This is a genomic window from Kitasatospora sp. NPDC048715 (assembly GCF_043198905.1).
Lineage (GTDB): Bacteria > Actinomycetota > Actinomycetes > Streptomycetales > Streptomycetaceae > Kitasatospora > Kitasatospora lactacystinica.
The window spans coordinates 58515-72249 of the sequence record NZ_JBICVH010000032.1 but is presented as its reverse complement, the minus strand read 5'-3'; the positions used below and the strand labels follow the sequence as shown (position 1 = coordinate 72249).

Sequence of the window (13735 nt, the reverse complement as noted above, 5' to 3'; positions counted from 1 at the left end):
GCAGGGGGGACCCTGTGGGAGAGTAGGACGCCGCCGAACAATTATTCAGAAAAGCCCCTGATCCACTCGGATCAGGGGCTTTTCGCATTTCCGGTGACGTATCGTCTGGGCATGGACGATCAGACAGCGGTCATTGCGGACGATGTGCTCCGGCCCGAGCAGCGCGACGGTTCCCTGCGTGTTCTGGCGGCGGCCCAGGCGGTGGACGGCCGGGCCGCCGTGTCCGAGCAGGGCCGGCTTCGGTTGCGGAACGCGGAGATCCCGCGGCCGGGTGTGATCCACCTCGTCGAGACCGGGACCGACACCGACACCGACACCGACACCAAGACCGAATCCGGGACCGGGAGCGGCGCCGTCCTCGGCTACGGCCAGCTCGAGGTGCCGGAGAACCCGGCGGCCAACCCCGCCGCCGAGCTGGTGGTCGACCCGGCCGCCCGCGGTCGCGGCCTGGCCCGCCCGCTGGTGGACGCGGTCCTGGAGCAGGCCCACCGGGCGGGGCGCGACGCGGTGGACTTCTGGGTGCACGGCGGCCACCCGGCCGCCCGCCACCTGGCCGGGGCGTACGGCGCCGAGCTGGTCCGCGAGCTGCGGCAGATGCGCCGCACCGGCCGGCAGACCGAGGAGGTGGCCGTTCCCGAGGGCATCGAGCTCCGGACCTTCCGCCCGGGGGAGGACGACGCCGAGTGGCTGCGGCTGAACGCCCTGGCGTTCGCCCACCACCCCGAGCAGGGCGCCTGGACCGGGCAGGACCTGGCCGAGCGGATCGCCGAGCCGTGGTTCGACCCGGCCGGCTTCTTCCTCGCGACCCGCGACGGCAGGGTGGTCGGCTTCCACTGGACCAAGGTGCACCCGGCCACCGCCACCGAGCCCGAGCTCGGCGAGGTGTACGTGGTCGGGGTGGACCCGGCCGAGCAGGGCAGCGGTCTCGGCCGTGCGCTGACCGCGGCGGGCCTGCGCCACCTGACCGGCACCGGCACCGGGGAGCGCGGGCTGGACACCGTGCTTCTCTACGTCGACGCCGACAATCCGGCCGCCGTGCGGGTATATGAACGATTGGGATTCGCCGTTCACGAGGTGGACCTCATGTACCGAGCCCAGTACCGGACGAACCGGTCGGCCTAGTCGGGCCCCCGGGGCGTCCGCGCACCGGACTCCCCGGTCCTCCGGCGGCGTCGAACGCGGCCGGGACGGCCCCGCGAGCGGTCGCGGGCGAGGGACGGGACGGCGACGCCCCTTGCTCCGACCGACTCAGCTTTCCTCCTGGCCATGCGGTGTTTACCGTGGATTCAATTGCTGCCGCGAAGATCACAGGATGAAGTCCGTAGTGTCTCGCTCGTGCAGAGTCGACCGCCACGCACCGGCCGGTCCTGTACGGACCGCACCGGGAGGGTGGGTGCTGTCCCCGGGTCCGGCCCGGGGCGAGGGCGACGGCCCGCAGAGCCATTCGCGTCCGGACGCCGTCCTGCTGCTGGAGGAGCTGGAGCCCATGAGCATCCCCCGCCCCGTCTCTGCCCCGCTGTCACCTACGGCCCGGATGTCCGGCGCGCTGGGTATTCCGCCGGAGCTGCCGGCCACGGACGAGGAGGAGTTCGAAGCACTGCCGCAGGGCCGCTTCCTGGACCGCGAGCGCAGTTGGCTGGCGTTCAACGAACGGGTCCTGGAACTGGCCGAGGACCCGGGCATCCCGTTGCTGGAGCGGGCGAAGTTCCTGGCGATCTTCGCGAGCAACCTGGACGAGTTCTTCATGGTCCGGGTGGCCGGCCTCAAGCGCCGGATCGCCACCGGAGTCGCCCAGCGCAGCGCGTCCGGCCTCCAGCCGCGCGAGGTGCTGGACCTGATCTGGACCCGCTCGCGCGAGCTGATGGCGCGCCACGCCGCGGCCTTCCAGCAGGAGGTGCTGCCGGACCTTGCCGGCGAGGGCATCGAGGTGGTCCGCTGGTCGGAGCTGGCGGAGAAGGAGCAGGCCCGGCTGCACACGCTGTTCCGGCAGAAGATCTTTCCCGTCCTGACCCCGCTGGCCGTCGACCCGGCGCACCCCTTCCCGTACATATCGGGACTCTCGCTCAACCTGGCCGTCGTGGTGCGCAACCCGGTGTCCGGCCACAAGCACTTCGCGCGCGTCAAGGTGCCGCAGTCGCTGGCCCGCTTCCTGGAGGCCTCGCCCCAGCGGTACGTCCCGCTGGAGGACGTCATGGGCGCCCACCTGGAGGAACTCTTCCCGGGGATGGAGGTGCTGGCCCACCACGCCTTCCGCGTCACCCGCAACGAGGACCTGGAGGTGGAGGAGGACGACACCGAGAACATCCTCAAGGCCCTGGAGAAGGAGCTGATGCGGCGGCGCTTCGGCCCGCCGGTCCGGCTGGAGGTCGAGGAGTCGATCGACCCGTACATCCTGGACCTGCTGGTGCGGGAGCTGAACATCACCGAGGCCGAGGTCTTCCCGCTGCCCGGGCCGCTGGACCTGACCGGGCTGTTCGGGATCGCCGAGCTGGACCGCCCGGAGCTCAAGTACCCGAAGTTCGTGGCCGGCACGGCCCGGGGGCTGACCGACGTCGAGTCGGCCTCCCAGCCGGACATCTTCGCCGCGATGCGCGAGCGAGACGTCCTGCTGCACCACCCCTACGACAGCTTCTCCACCTCGGTTCAGGCCTTCCTGGAGCAGGCCGCCGGGGACCCGGACGTGCTGGCGATCAAGCAGACCCTGTACCGCACCTCCGGCGACTCGCCGATCGTCGACGCGCTGATCGACGCGGCCGAGTCCGGCAAGCAGGTGCTGGTGCTGGTGGAGATCAAGGCGCGCTTCGACGAGCAGGCCAACATCAAGTGGGCCCGCAAGCTGGAGGAGGCCGGCTGTCACGTGGTGTACGGCCTGGTCGGGCTGAAGACGCACTGCAAGCTCTCGCTGGTGGTCCGGCAGGAGGGCGACACCCTGCGCCGCTACTCGCACGTCGGCACCGGCAACTACCACCCGAAGACGGCCCGGCTGTACGAGGACCTCGGCCTGCTCACCTCCGACCCGCAGGTCGGCGCGGACCTCTCGGACCTGTTCAACCGGCTCTCCGGCTACTCGCGCCGCGAGTCCTACCGCCGCCTGCTGACCGCCCCGCGCGGCCTGCGCGACGGGCTGGTCTCACGGATCCACAACGAGATCGCCCACCACCGGGCGGGCCGCCCGGCCTACGTGAAGCTCAAGGTCAACTCGATCGTCGACGAGGCCGTGATCGACGCGCTGTACCGGGCCTCCCAGGCCGGTGTGCCGGTGGACGTCTGGGTGCGCGGGATCTGCGCGATCCGCCCGGGCGTGCCGGGGCTGAGCGAGAACATCCGGGTCCGCAGCATCCTGGGCCGCTTCCTGGAGCACTCCCGGATCTTCGTGTTCGGCAACAACGGCGATCCGGAGGTCTGGATCGGCAGCGCCGACATGATGCACCGCAACCTGGACCGCCGGATCGAGGCGCTGATGCGGATCACCGATCCGGCGCACCGCGCCGAGCTGTCCGGGCTGATCGACCTCGGGGTGTCGGACGAGACCGAGTCCTGGCACCTGGGGCCGGACGGCGCGTGGACCCGCCACTCGCAGGACGTCGAGGACCGTCCGCTGCGACACGTCCAGGACCTGCTGATCGACTCGCGCCAGCGCCGCCGGGCCGCGACCTCGCGCTGACGCGTCCACTGATGCGAAGCCGCCGGGACGGCAAGGGGACCTGTCCCGGCGGTCGGCCACCAGCTCCGGGGGAGCACCTCGGAGGAACGGGGATCTACCACGCCATGACCGAAGCGCCGATGACGGCCCAGGCGGCCTCCACAGCGACCGCCGGGGACATCCTTTCCCACCACCTCACCGCCCAGGCCGGCGCCTTCCTGCGCGCGCTGCCGCTGGCGGTGGGCGAGGTCGGCGCCAGACCCGGGACGGCCTCGGTCGTCCCGTCGGCCGGCACCTCGGACCTGCTGCGGGCCGTCCGGCGGGTCGGCGGGCTGCTGCACACCTTCGGCTCGGTCTTCGAGCAGACCTGGGCGCAGGAGTCGCGCACCGAGCTGCGCTGGCTGCTCAACCTGCTGGCGCTGGAGCCCGGCTACGTCCGCCGCTCGGCCCGGCTGCTGGGCGCGCTGGACTCGCTGAGCGGCACCGACCCGGACGGGACGGGCATGCTGGCCGGCCACGTGGGCGCCCCCAAAGCGCGGGCGCTGCTGGACCGGCAGCTGACCCTGGCCCGGACCAGGGCGCACTCCACGGTGCTCCAGGAGCTCCGCTCCGCCCGGCTGCACGCGCTGGCGGACCGGATGACCCTGCTGGTCGGCGACGCCCCGCTGCTGGAGTCGGCGGGCGGCCGGGCCCCCGCGGTGCTGCTGCCGCAGGCCGCCGCCGCCTTCGCCGCGCTGACCGCGGGCGCCCAGCAGCTGCCGCTGCGGCGGGCCGCGACGCCGTACGGCGGGGACGGGCTGCGCCGGCTGGGCACGGTGCCGGCGTCCCGCGGGGCGACCGACGCGGACACCGCGCTGGCGGCCGACGACGCGCCCTGGGCCCGGATGCGGATCCTGGTGAAGCGGGCCCGGTACGCACTGGAGGTGTGCGGCCGCGCCTCCTCCGAGCTGGACGGGCTGGACCTGGTGCTGGCCCGGCAGCAGGAGGCGGCGGACGCCGCCGTCACCGCCGCCACCGCGGCGCGCACCCCGCGGATCACCCCGGCGACCGCGTACGTGCTGGGGGTGGTGCACGCCGACCAGCGGCTGGAGGTGGAGTCCGCGCGGTACGCCGTCGGCCTCCGCTGGCCCGACCTGCCGCCCGGCCCGGACGGCTGGCTGGAGCTCGTCCCGACCGACGCCTGGGGGCACTCCGCCGCGGCCGGGACGGTCTGAGATGGGCGAGCGCCCGCCCGCCGGCCGGGCGGCGACGGGGGCCGTGACCGGGGCGGGGCACGCCCCGGTGGTGCTGGCGGCGGGCGCGGTGCTGTGGCTGCCGGGCCGGCCGAAGAAGAGCGGCCGGCTGGGGCGGCCGCGGATCGCGGTGATCCACCGGCCCAAGTACGACGACTGGAGCCTGCCGAAGGGCAAGCTCGAAGCCGGTGAGGGCGTGGTCGACGCGGCGCTGCGCGAGGTCCGGGAGGAGACCGGGTTCCGCTGCCTGCTGGGCCCGGAGCTGCCCACCCGGCACTACCGGGTGCAGGGCCGTCCCAAGGAGGTCCGCTACTGGGCGGCGGTGCCCTCCAGCGGCTCCTTCCGGCCCAACCGGGAGGTGGACCGGCTGGAGTGGCTGCCGGCCGGGAAGGCGCGGGCCCGGCTCACCCACGACCACGACCGGTCGCTGATCGACGCGCTGCTGGCGCTCCTGGGGGCGAAGCCGGTGCGGGCGGCCGGGGCGGCACCGGTGAAGGAACGGTGGAAGTGATCTTCCCGCGCCCTTGCCGTGACGCAACCGTTACTACCTGACGTAGTTTCCTGTCATCCGTTCGAGGTTCACTCCCCGTTCACTTGCGACCGGCTGTCGTGTCACTTACCCGGCCTAACTTCGGGACCACCGGAGGGCCGAACGGGCCCCGGACCACAGCAAAACCCGTGCTGGGCCGCCGTAGCCGTACGGCCCGCGCAAGGGCAATGCCACAGAAAGGGACACCCCTGTGAAGCTCCAGCGGAACGGCCGCTCCAAGGCCCTCGCGATCGGTGCCATGGCGCTCGTCAGCTCGCTGTCGCTCGCCGCCTGCGGGTCGGACAACAACAACAACACGACCGCGTCCGGTGGCTCCGGCGGTTCCGCCGCGCCCGCCGCCGCGATCAACTGTGGCAAGGCCGGTTCGCTGATCGCCGCCGGTTCGACCGCGCAGGGCGCGGCGATGGACGTCTGGAAGACCAGCTTCGCCGCCGCCTGCTCCGGCAGCACCATCAACTACCAGGGTGGCGGCTCCGGTGCCGGCATCCAGCAGTTCAACCAGGGCAAGATCCAGTTCGCCGGCTCCGACTCGGCCCTGAAGCCGGCCGAGGTCGACGCCTCCAAGGCGGTCTGCACCGGCGGCCAGGGCATCGACCTGCCGATGGTCGGCGGTCTGATCTCGCTGGTCTACAACGTCGACGGTGTCGACAACCTGGTCCTGGACGGCCCGACCTCCGCCAAGATCTTCGACTCGCAGATCACCAAGTGGAACGACCCGGCGATCGCGGCCCTGAACCCGGGCGCCAAGCTGCCGGACACCGAGATCCAGACCTTCCACCGCTCGGACGACGCCGGCACCACCGAGAACCTGACCAAGTACTTCGCCGCCGCCGGCGGCGGCGCCTGGTCCTACCCGGCCGGCAAGGCCTGGGCGGGCAAGGGCGGCCAGTCGGCCAACGGCAGCGCCGGTGTCTCGGCCCAGGTGAAGCAGGTCAAGAACTCGATCAGCTACGTCGAGCTGGCCTACGCCCAGACCAACAGCCTGAAGAGCGCCGCGATCAACACGGGCGCCGCCAAGCCGGTCGAGGCCACCGCCGAGAACGCCGCCTCCACGATCGCCAAGGCGCAGGCCGCCGGCACCGGCAGCGACCTCGCGCTGAAGCTCGACTACGCGACCAAGGAAGAGGGTTCCTACCCGCTGGTCCTGGTCACCTACGAGATCGTCTGCGACAAGGGCAACAAGGCCGAGACCCTCGACACCCTGAAGTCCTTCCTGACCTACACCGCCAGCGACGCGGGTCAGAAGGCCATCGGCGAGAAGGGCTACGTCCCGCTGCCGAAGGCCGTGACCGACAAGGTCAACGGCGTCATCGCCACCCTGGCCTGACCCGACAGGACCCCCGGTGGAGCGGCCCCGTGAGCGAGGGGGGCCGGGGCCGCCCCACCGGAACGGACCACACCCAGCACCACGTCCGGGGCACCGCCGCCATGGTGCCGTCCCCCTTCCGGGGCGGCACCACCAGACCGGAGTAGACCAATGACTTCATCCTCCCCTGCCGCCCCGCGAGGCAGGGAACGCCGGCCGCGCGACAGCCGGGTCGGCGACAAGATCTTCATGAACCTCGCCCGGGGCTCGGGCATCCTCCTGCTGGTCGTCATGGCCGCCATCGCCGCGTTCCTGACCTGGCGGTCGGTCCTGGCCCTGACCACCAACGAGGGCAACTTCCTCACCAGCTTCGAGTGGACGCCGGACGCCCCGAAGCCCGTCTTCGGCATCGCCGTCCTGGCCTTCGGCACCATCGTCAGTGCCGTCATCGCGATGGCGATCGCCGTCCCGGTGGCCATCGGGATCGCGCTGTTCATCTCGCACTACGCGCCGCGCAGGATCGCCCAGCCGTTCGCCTACCTGGTCGACCTGCTCGCCGCCGTCCCCAGCATCGTCTACGGCCTCTGGGGCGCGCTCTTCCTGGTCCCGCACATGGACGGCCTGACCAGCTGGCTCAACGAGTACCTGGGCTGGACGTACATCTTCGACCAGACCAGGACCGGCACCCCGCGCAACCTGTTCACCGTCGGCATCCTGCTGGCGATCATGGTCCTGCCGATCATCACCGCGGTCTCCCGCGAGGTGTTCCGCCAGGTGCCGCGGATGCACGAGGAGGCGGCGCTCGCCCTCGGCGCGACCCGCTGGGAGATGATCCGCACCGCGGTGCTGCCGTTCGGCCGCCCCGGCATCATCTCGGCCTCGATGCTCGGCCTCGGCCGCGCGCTCGGCGAGACCATCGCGGTCGCGGTGGTGCTCTCCGCCAGCAACGTCCTGTCGCCGCACATCCTCGACGCGGGCGGCGGCACCTTCGCGCAGAACATCGCGCTGAAGTTCGCCGAGGCCGGTGACAACGGCCGCAACGCGCTGATGGCCTCCGGCCTCGTCCTGTTCGTCATCACCCTGCTGGTGAACGGTGCCGCGCGACTGATCATCGCCCGCCGCAAGGAGTACTCGGGGGCCAACGCATGACCGTCACCGCCGTCATCGAGGACGCCCGGCCGGTCGGCCGTCCGCTGACCGCCAACCGACTGCCCAAGTGGGCCCCGGCCGCCGTGGCCGTCGGCTCGATCGCCCTCGGCTGCGGGATCGGCGCGGCCGGCGGGCTGGCCAGCCACCTCCAGTGGGGCCTGATCTCGGCCCTGCTCTTCGTCCTGATCAGCTACGTCCTCTCGGCCCGGGTCGAGGGCCGCCGGCAGGCCAAGGACCGCTTCGCCACCTCGGTGGTCTGGGTCGCCTTCATCCTGGCCGTCGTCCCCCTGGTCGCCCTGACCTTCTACACCGTCCAGCAGGGCATCGGGGTGGTCGACGGGAACTTCCTGAGCCACTCCATGAAGGGCGTGATCCAGTCCGGGCCCGGCGGCGGCATCTACCACGCGCTGATCGGCACCCTGGAGCAGGTCGCCCTGGCCACCGCGATCGCGGCCCCGATCGGGCTGCTGACCGCCGTCTACCTGGTCGAGTACGGCCGTGGCACGCTCGCCAAGGCGGTCACCTTCTTCGTCGACGTCATGACGGGCATCCCGTCGATCGTCGCCGGTCTGTTCATCCTCTCGCTCTGGAACCTCGCCCTGGGCTTCAGCTACTCCGGCTTCTCGGGCAGCCTCGCGCTGGCGATCCTGATGATGCCGGTCGTGGTCCGGTCCACCGAGGAGATGCTGAAGCTCGTCCCGAACGAGCTGCGCGAAGCCTCGTACGCGCTCGGCGTGCCGAAGTGGAAGACCATCCTGCGGATCGTCATCCCCACCGCGATCGGCGGCATCACCACCGGTGTGATGCTCGCGGTCGCCCGCATCACGGGCGAGACCGCCCCGGTGATGATGCTGGTGTTCGGCGCCGACTACATCAACAACAACCCGTTCGACGGACCGCAGCAGTCCCTGCCGATGTACATCTGGACCCAGTACTCGCAGGTCAACAACGACTTCGGCTACGCCCGTGCCTGGGGCGCGGCGCTGGTGCTGATCGCCTTCGTGATGGGGCTCAACCTCGTCGCCCGGGGCATCGCACGCTGGCGCTCGCCCAAGGGCGGGCACTGAGCGACCGACTGACGTACGAGACAGACGAGAGAAGCAACGATCATGGCCAAGCGCATCGACGTCAGCGGACTGTCGGCCTACTACGGCACCACCAAGGCCATCGAGGACATCTCGATGAGCATCGAGCCCCGCTCGGTGACCGCCTTCATCGGCCCGTCCGGCTGCGGCAAGTCCACCTTCCTCCGGACCCTGAACCGGATGCACGAGGTGATCCCGGGCGCCCGGGTCGAGGGCAAGGTCCTCCTGGACGACGAGAACCTCTACGCCTCCAACGTCGACCCGGTCGCCGTGCGCCGCTCGGTCGGCATGGTCTTCCAGCGCCCGAACCCCTTCCCGACCATGTCGATCTACGACAACGTGATCGCGGGTCTGCGGCTCTCCGGCGTGAAGAAGAAGTCCGTGCTGGACGAGGTGGTGGAGCGTTCGCTGAAGGGCGCCAACCTCTGGAAGGAGGTCCACAACCGGCTGAACAAGCCGGGGGCCGGCCTCTCCGGCGGTCAGCAGCAGCGCCTGTGCATCGCCCGCGCCATCGCGGTCGAGCCCCAGGTCCTGCTGATGGACGAGCCCTGCTCCGCGCTCGACCCGATCTCCACCCTCGCCATCGAGGACCTGATCGGCGAGCTCAAGGAGCAGTTCACCATCGTCATCGTGACCCACAACATGCAGCAGGCGGCCCGCGTCAGCGACCGCACCGCCTTCTTCAACCTGGCCGGCGTCGGCCAGCCGGGCAAGCTGGTCGAGCTGGACGACACCCAGCGGATCTTCTCCAACCCGCAGGTCCAGGCCACCGAGGACTACATCTCCGGCCGCTTCGGCTAGACCGGAGCCCCGTCACGGGCGGCGCCGAGGCGCCGGGACGCGTGACGGACCGCGAGCTGTCCCGCGGTGCTGCATGGCGGTGCCGCCGCGGGACATGGAAAAGGGCCCGCCCCCGAGATGTGGGGGCGGGCCCTGTCCGTTCGCGCGTCCTGCGGGGCCGTCAGCCCCAGAACAGGTGGACGAACCAGTACATCAGCGCTGCGACGACGGCGGCCGCCGGCATCGTGATGAACCAGCCGAGCACGATGTTCTTCGCGACGCCCCAGCGCACCGCGCGGATCCGCTTGGTGGCCCCCGCGCCCATGATCGCCGCGGTGATCACGTGGGTGGTGGAGATCGGCGCCTTGAAGACGAACGACGAGATGTACATGACCGTCGCGGAGGTGGCCTCGGCGGCGAAGCCCTGCGGCGGGTCCAGCTCGATGATCTTCCGGCCGAGCGTCCGCATGATCCGCCAGCCGCCCGCGTAGGTGCCCAGCGAGAGCATCGTCGCGCAGGAGATCTTCACCCAGACCGGAATGCCGTTGCCGGACTGGTGGCCGGAGATGGTCAGTGCCATGACCACGATGCCCATGGTCTTCTGGGCGTCCTGGAGGCCGTGCGCCAGGGCCATCGCGGCGGCCGAGGCGGTCTGGGCGACCCGGAAGTTGCGCTTGGCCCGGTGCGGGTTGGCCCGGCGGAAGATCCACAGGATCGCCAGCATCACCAGGAAGCCGCCGACCAGGCCGACCACCGGCGAGACGAACATCGGGATGACGATCTTGTCGAGGACCCCGCTCCAGATCACCTCGGTGCCGCCGGCCAGGGCCGCGCCCACCATGCCGCCGAACAGCGCGTGCGAGGAGGAGGACGGGAGGCCGAAGTACCAGGTGACCAGGTTCCAGGCGATCGCCCCGACCAGGGCCGCGAACAGGATCGCCATCCCCTGGTTGCCGGTGGGGGTCTCGATGATCCCCTGGGAGACGGTGTGCGCCACGCCGCTGCCGAGGAACGCGCCCGCCAGGTTCATCACCGCGGCCATCGCCAGCGCCGCCCGGGGAGTGAGCGCCCGGGTGGAGACCGACGTGGCGATCGCGTTCGCCGAGTCGTGGAAGCCGTTGGTGTACGTGAAGAAGAACGCAACGCCGATGACGGCGATGAGTGCTGCCATGTCCACGGGGGTCAGGACTCCTTGACGGCGATGGTCTCCACCGTGTTGGCGACGTGCTCGAACGCGTCCGCCGCCTCCTCAAGGACGTCCACGACCTGCTTGAGCTTGAGGACCTCGATGGCGTCGTACTGACCGGAGAACAGGTGGGCGAGCAGCTTGCGGTGGATCTGGTCGGCCTGGTTCTCCAGGCGGTTGACCTCGATCCAGTACTCGGTGAGGTTGGACATGCTGCGCAGGTTCGGCATCGCCTCGGCGGTGAGTTCCGCGGCGCGCGCCAGCACCTCGATCTGCTGCTCGACGCCCTTCGGCAGGGTCTGGATGTCGTAGAGGACGACCAGGTCGACGGCTTCCTCCATGAAGTCCATGATGTCGTCCAGCGACGAGGCGAGGCTGTAGATGTCCTCGCGGTCGAAGGGCGTGATGAAGGACGAGTTCAGCTGGTGGAAGACGGCATGGGTGGTGTCGTCCCCGGCGTGCTCGGCGGCGCGCATGCGCTCGACGATCTCCGCACGGGCCGACACGTCTGATCCCAGCAGCTCCAAAAGGAGCTTCGATCCGACGACAAGGTTCTCCGCCGCGGCGGCGAACATGTCGTAGAAGCTCGTCTCCTTCGGGGTCAGGCTAAAACGCACGGAAATCTCCGATGTGCGGGGTAGGGACTGAACGATGCTAGGTGCAACCGAACGCAATCACGCAAACGGGGTGTCGGGGAAGGAGCCGGAACCTCCCCTTCCGTTCGGCCGCCGCACCGGCTGATCCGGGCGCACCACCACACGTGGACGCGAGCCCCAGTCTGACGGAACCTCGCCCGGATTGTCCCCGTCGTGCGCACCGGAGAACGGGGCGCCGCTCAGACGGGTGAACCGCCGGGAGCCCCCTCCAGCGCCCCCGCGGCACATGCCGGGACGGCCGTCGGAACACCACGGAGGGCCCCGGTGTTGGACACTTGTGGCCGACGCAGCCACCAGGCACTGAGACGAAGGCGGGGCCGATGACCACGACGCAAGCGCGCAGCGAGCCGGAGCACGCGCAGGGGACCGAGCCGCCCGCCGGCCAGGCCCCGGCCGGGCACCACGGCCCGCACGGCTACAGCGCGCAGAAGGACGCCCACCTCAAGCGGCTGCGCCGGATCGAGGGCCAGATCCGCGGCCTCCAGCGCATGGTCGACGAGGACGTCTACTGCATCGACGTGCTCACCCAGGTCTCGGCCGGCACCAAGGCGCTGCAGTCCTTCGCGCTCTCCCTGCTGGAGGAGCACCTGCGGCACTGCGTCGCCGCGGCCGCCGAGGAGGGCGGCGCCGAACTGGACGCCAAGGTGGCGGAGGCCACCGCCGCGATCAGCCGCCTGCTGCGCAGCTGAGCCGCCGGGCCGACCGCTTCGCTCCGGGGGCGCGTCGCTCCCGGAGCGGGCCCGCCCGCGTCGCGCCCGGAGTCCGTGTCGCACCCGGAGCCCGCGTAGCGCCCGGAGCCCGCTAGCCGTCGGCCTCCCGGTCGCACTGCCCGGGTTCGGACCGGTCCAGCAGCACCTCGTCGATCCGCTCGGTCGGCAGCCGGTCGCCGGAGCTGGCCGTCGCGGCGATCATCAGCTCGCCGGCCAGATCGATCTCGTCGAGGGCCGCGTCGTCGTGGCCGCCGCTGCGGCCGCCCGTGGACGACACCACCTGCACCACCCCTTCAGTGCCTCGCCAGCCCGGGCGGCAGCCACCCGGAGTCCAGCCTAGGCACTTCGGGGCCCGTCCACATGGCACGGACGGGCCATCTCGGCGCCGCCGAAACGGGTGGCAGTCGCTCCCCGGACGGCCACCCGCCCCGGCGGCACCCCGTCTCGCCCCGGCGCCGGAGCGCTGCCCCGGCGGCCCGGGGCGTGTCGGACCAGCCCTACTTCGGGCTCTCCGTGGGCTTCATCCGGTAGATGTCCGAGGCCGAGGGCTCGGCCGCCTCCACCGGCTTGCCGAAGTCCGACAGCGAGGTCGTCGACGTCACCTTCACCTGGTCCTTGGGCTCCTTCGACCCGGCCACCCCGGCGAAGGTGAACACCTCGACCACCTTGCGCAGCCGGCCCTGGTCGTCCAGCCAGGCGTCGTACGGGACCTCCTTGACGGTGAAGGTCTGCGCGCCCGTCCGCAGGCCGTCCCCGCCCCTGCCGCCCGTCGCGTCGGCCGCCTTCACCAGGTCCAGGGTGCCCCGGAAATGGTGCAGCGCCACCCCGTCGACGGTCTCGGTGCCCACCGCCTCCGCCTTCTGCGCCCCGCGCAGCGCCCCCGCCGCCGAGGCCGGGTCGGTGGCCCCGCTGCTGACCAGGTTGCCGTCCGGCAGCTGGCGCACGTCCAGCTTGACCCACTTGCCCGCGGGGACCTTGGCACCGCTGTTCTGGAGGTAGACGGTGCCCGGCAGGACCACCTCGACGATCTTCCCGGTGGTCGCCGCACCCGGCGGCACCTGGACCTCCAGCCGGCCGATCCGCTTGACGTAGTCGTAGCCGCCGGTGCCGCTGAACGAGGCCTTCTTCTCGGTCGACTCGGTGACCAGCTCGGTCGCGGCGTGCGCGGAGCCGGTGCGGCCCGTGATGTCGGGGGCGTTGCGCACCGCCGTCAGCGCGTCCGCGGCGAGCTGGTCGGGGGCGCCCGACTGCTGGTCGGAGGAGCCGTCGACGGGGCCGCCGGAGCAGCCGGCGGCCCCCGCCGCCAGGACGGCGGCGAGCAGGGCGGCCCCGGCCGCCGAGCGCAGGTGCGGACCCGGACGGCGTGCCGACCGTCCGGTGCGCTGCTGGTCGGTCATCTTCATCCTCGCGACAACCCCCTCGGGCCCGACTGCCCCGC

Annotated in this window: 13 protein-coding genes; 9 read left to right on the top strand and 4 right to left on the bottom strand. The window is 71.5% G+C overall.

Going from position 1 to position 13735, the window contains the following annotated elements; all coding sequences use genetic code 11:
* Nucleotides 1-111: 111 nt before the first annotated feature.
* The 8 genes from mshD to pstB all read left to right on the top strand — a co-directional run bounded on the left by mshD (nt 112) and on the right by pstB (nt 9766).
* On the top strand, nt 112-1122 hold the full coding sequence (mshD, locus tag ACGFSC_RS41430) for a mycothiol synthase (RefSeq protein WP_359914151.1): 1011 nt from the start codon (nt 112-114) through the stop codon (nt 1120-1122).
* A gap of 271 nt (nt 1123-1393) precedes the next feature.
* Nucleotides 1394-3664 carry an RNA degradosome polyphosphate kinase gene (locus ACGFSC_RS41425; RefSeq protein WP_380354384.1) on the top strand — a complete coding sequence of 757 codons (2271 nt, stop codon included), beginning with the start codon at nt 1394-1396 and terminating at the stop codon, nt 3662-3664.
* A 104-nt stretch (nt 3665-3768) separates the two neighbouring features.
* Nucleotides 3769-4857, top strand: coding sequence for a CHAD domain-containing protein (locus ACGFSC_RS41420; protein WP_359914154.1), 1089 nt, complete (start codon nt 3769-3771; stop codon nt 4855-4857).
* A 1-nt stretch (nt 4858) separates the two neighbouring features.
* Nucleotides 4859-5386: an NUDIX hydrolase gene (locus tag ACGFSC_RS41415; protein WP_359914157.1), complete on the top strand. Its 528-nt coding sequence runs from the start codon at nt 4859-4861 to the stop codon at nt 5384-5386.
* 229 nt (nt 5387-5615) lie between these two features.
* Nucleotides 5616-6752: a phosphate ABC transporter substrate-binding protein PstS gene (gene pstS / locus ACGFSC_RS41410; protein ID WP_359914160.1), complete on the top strand. Its 1137-nt coding sequence runs from the start codon at nt 5616-5618 to the stop codon at nt 6750-6752.
* 150 nt (nt 6753-6902) lie between these two features.
* A complete protein-coding gene (gene pstC / locus ACGFSC_RS41405) occupies nt 6903-7880 on the top strand; it encodes a phosphate ABC transporter permease subunit PstC (protein ID WP_359914163.1) in 978 nt (325 codons plus the stop codon).
* The gene (gene pstA / locus ACGFSC_RS41400) at nt 7877-8947 is read left to right on the top strand and encodes a phosphate ABC transporter permease PstA (RefSeq protein ID WP_359914166.1); all 1071 of its coding nucleotides are present in this window, start codon (nt 7877-7879) and stop codon (nt 8945-8947) included. The genes pstC and pstA overlap by 4 nt, the downstream gene beginning before the upstream one ends.
* A gap of 42 nt (nt 8948-8989) precedes the next feature.
* A complete protein-coding gene (gene pstB / locus ACGFSC_RS41395) occupies nt 8990-9766 on the top strand; it encodes a phosphate ABC transporter ATP-binding protein PstB (RefSeq protein WP_359914169.1) in 777 nt (258 codons plus the stop codon).
* 160 nt (nt 9767-9926) lie between these two features.
* On the opposite strand, the gene ACGFSC_RS41390 is transcribed toward pstB, so the two are convergent.
* Both ACGFSC_RS41390 and ACGFSC_RS41385 read right to left on the bottom strand, forming a co-directional pair.
* Entirely contained in the window at nt 9927-10922 is a 996-nt protein-coding gene (locus tag ACGFSC_RS41390; protein ID WP_359914171.1) for an inorganic phosphate transporter, read from the bottom strand.
* Between the two features lie 5 nt (nt 10923-10927).
* Nucleotides 10928-11548, bottom strand: coding sequence for a DUF47 family protein (locus ACGFSC_RS41385; protein WP_359914173.1), 621 nt, complete (start codon nt 11546-11548; stop codon nt 10928-10930).
* A 359-nt stretch (nt 11549-11907) separates the two neighbouring features.
* Here ACGFSC_RS41385 and ACGFSC_RS41380 point away from each other — a divergent pair, with 359 nt between their 5' ends.
* Nucleotides 11908-12276, top strand: coding sequence for a metal-sensitive transcriptional regulator (locus ACGFSC_RS41380; RefSeq protein ID WP_359914176.1), 369 nt, complete (start codon nt 11908-11910; stop codon nt 12274-12276).
* Nucleotides 12277-12388: 112 nt separating this feature from the next.
* Here ACGFSC_RS41380 and ACGFSC_RS41375 read toward each other — a convergent pair whose 3' ends face one another.
* Both ACGFSC_RS41375 and ACGFSC_RS41370 read right to left on the bottom strand, forming a co-directional pair.
* On the bottom strand, nt 12389-12577 hold the full coding sequence (locus ACGFSC_RS41375; protein WP_359914178.1) for a hypothetical protein: 189 nt from the start codon (nt 12575-12577) through the stop codon (nt 12389-12391).
* Between the two features lie 217 nt (nt 12578-12794).
* Nucleotides 12795-13694: a hypothetical protein gene (locus tag ACGFSC_RS41370; RefSeq protein WP_359914181.1), complete on the bottom strand. Its 900-nt coding sequence runs from the start codon at nt 13692-13694 to the stop codon at nt 12795-12797.
* Between the last annotated feature and the right edge of the window lie 41 nt (nt 13695-13735).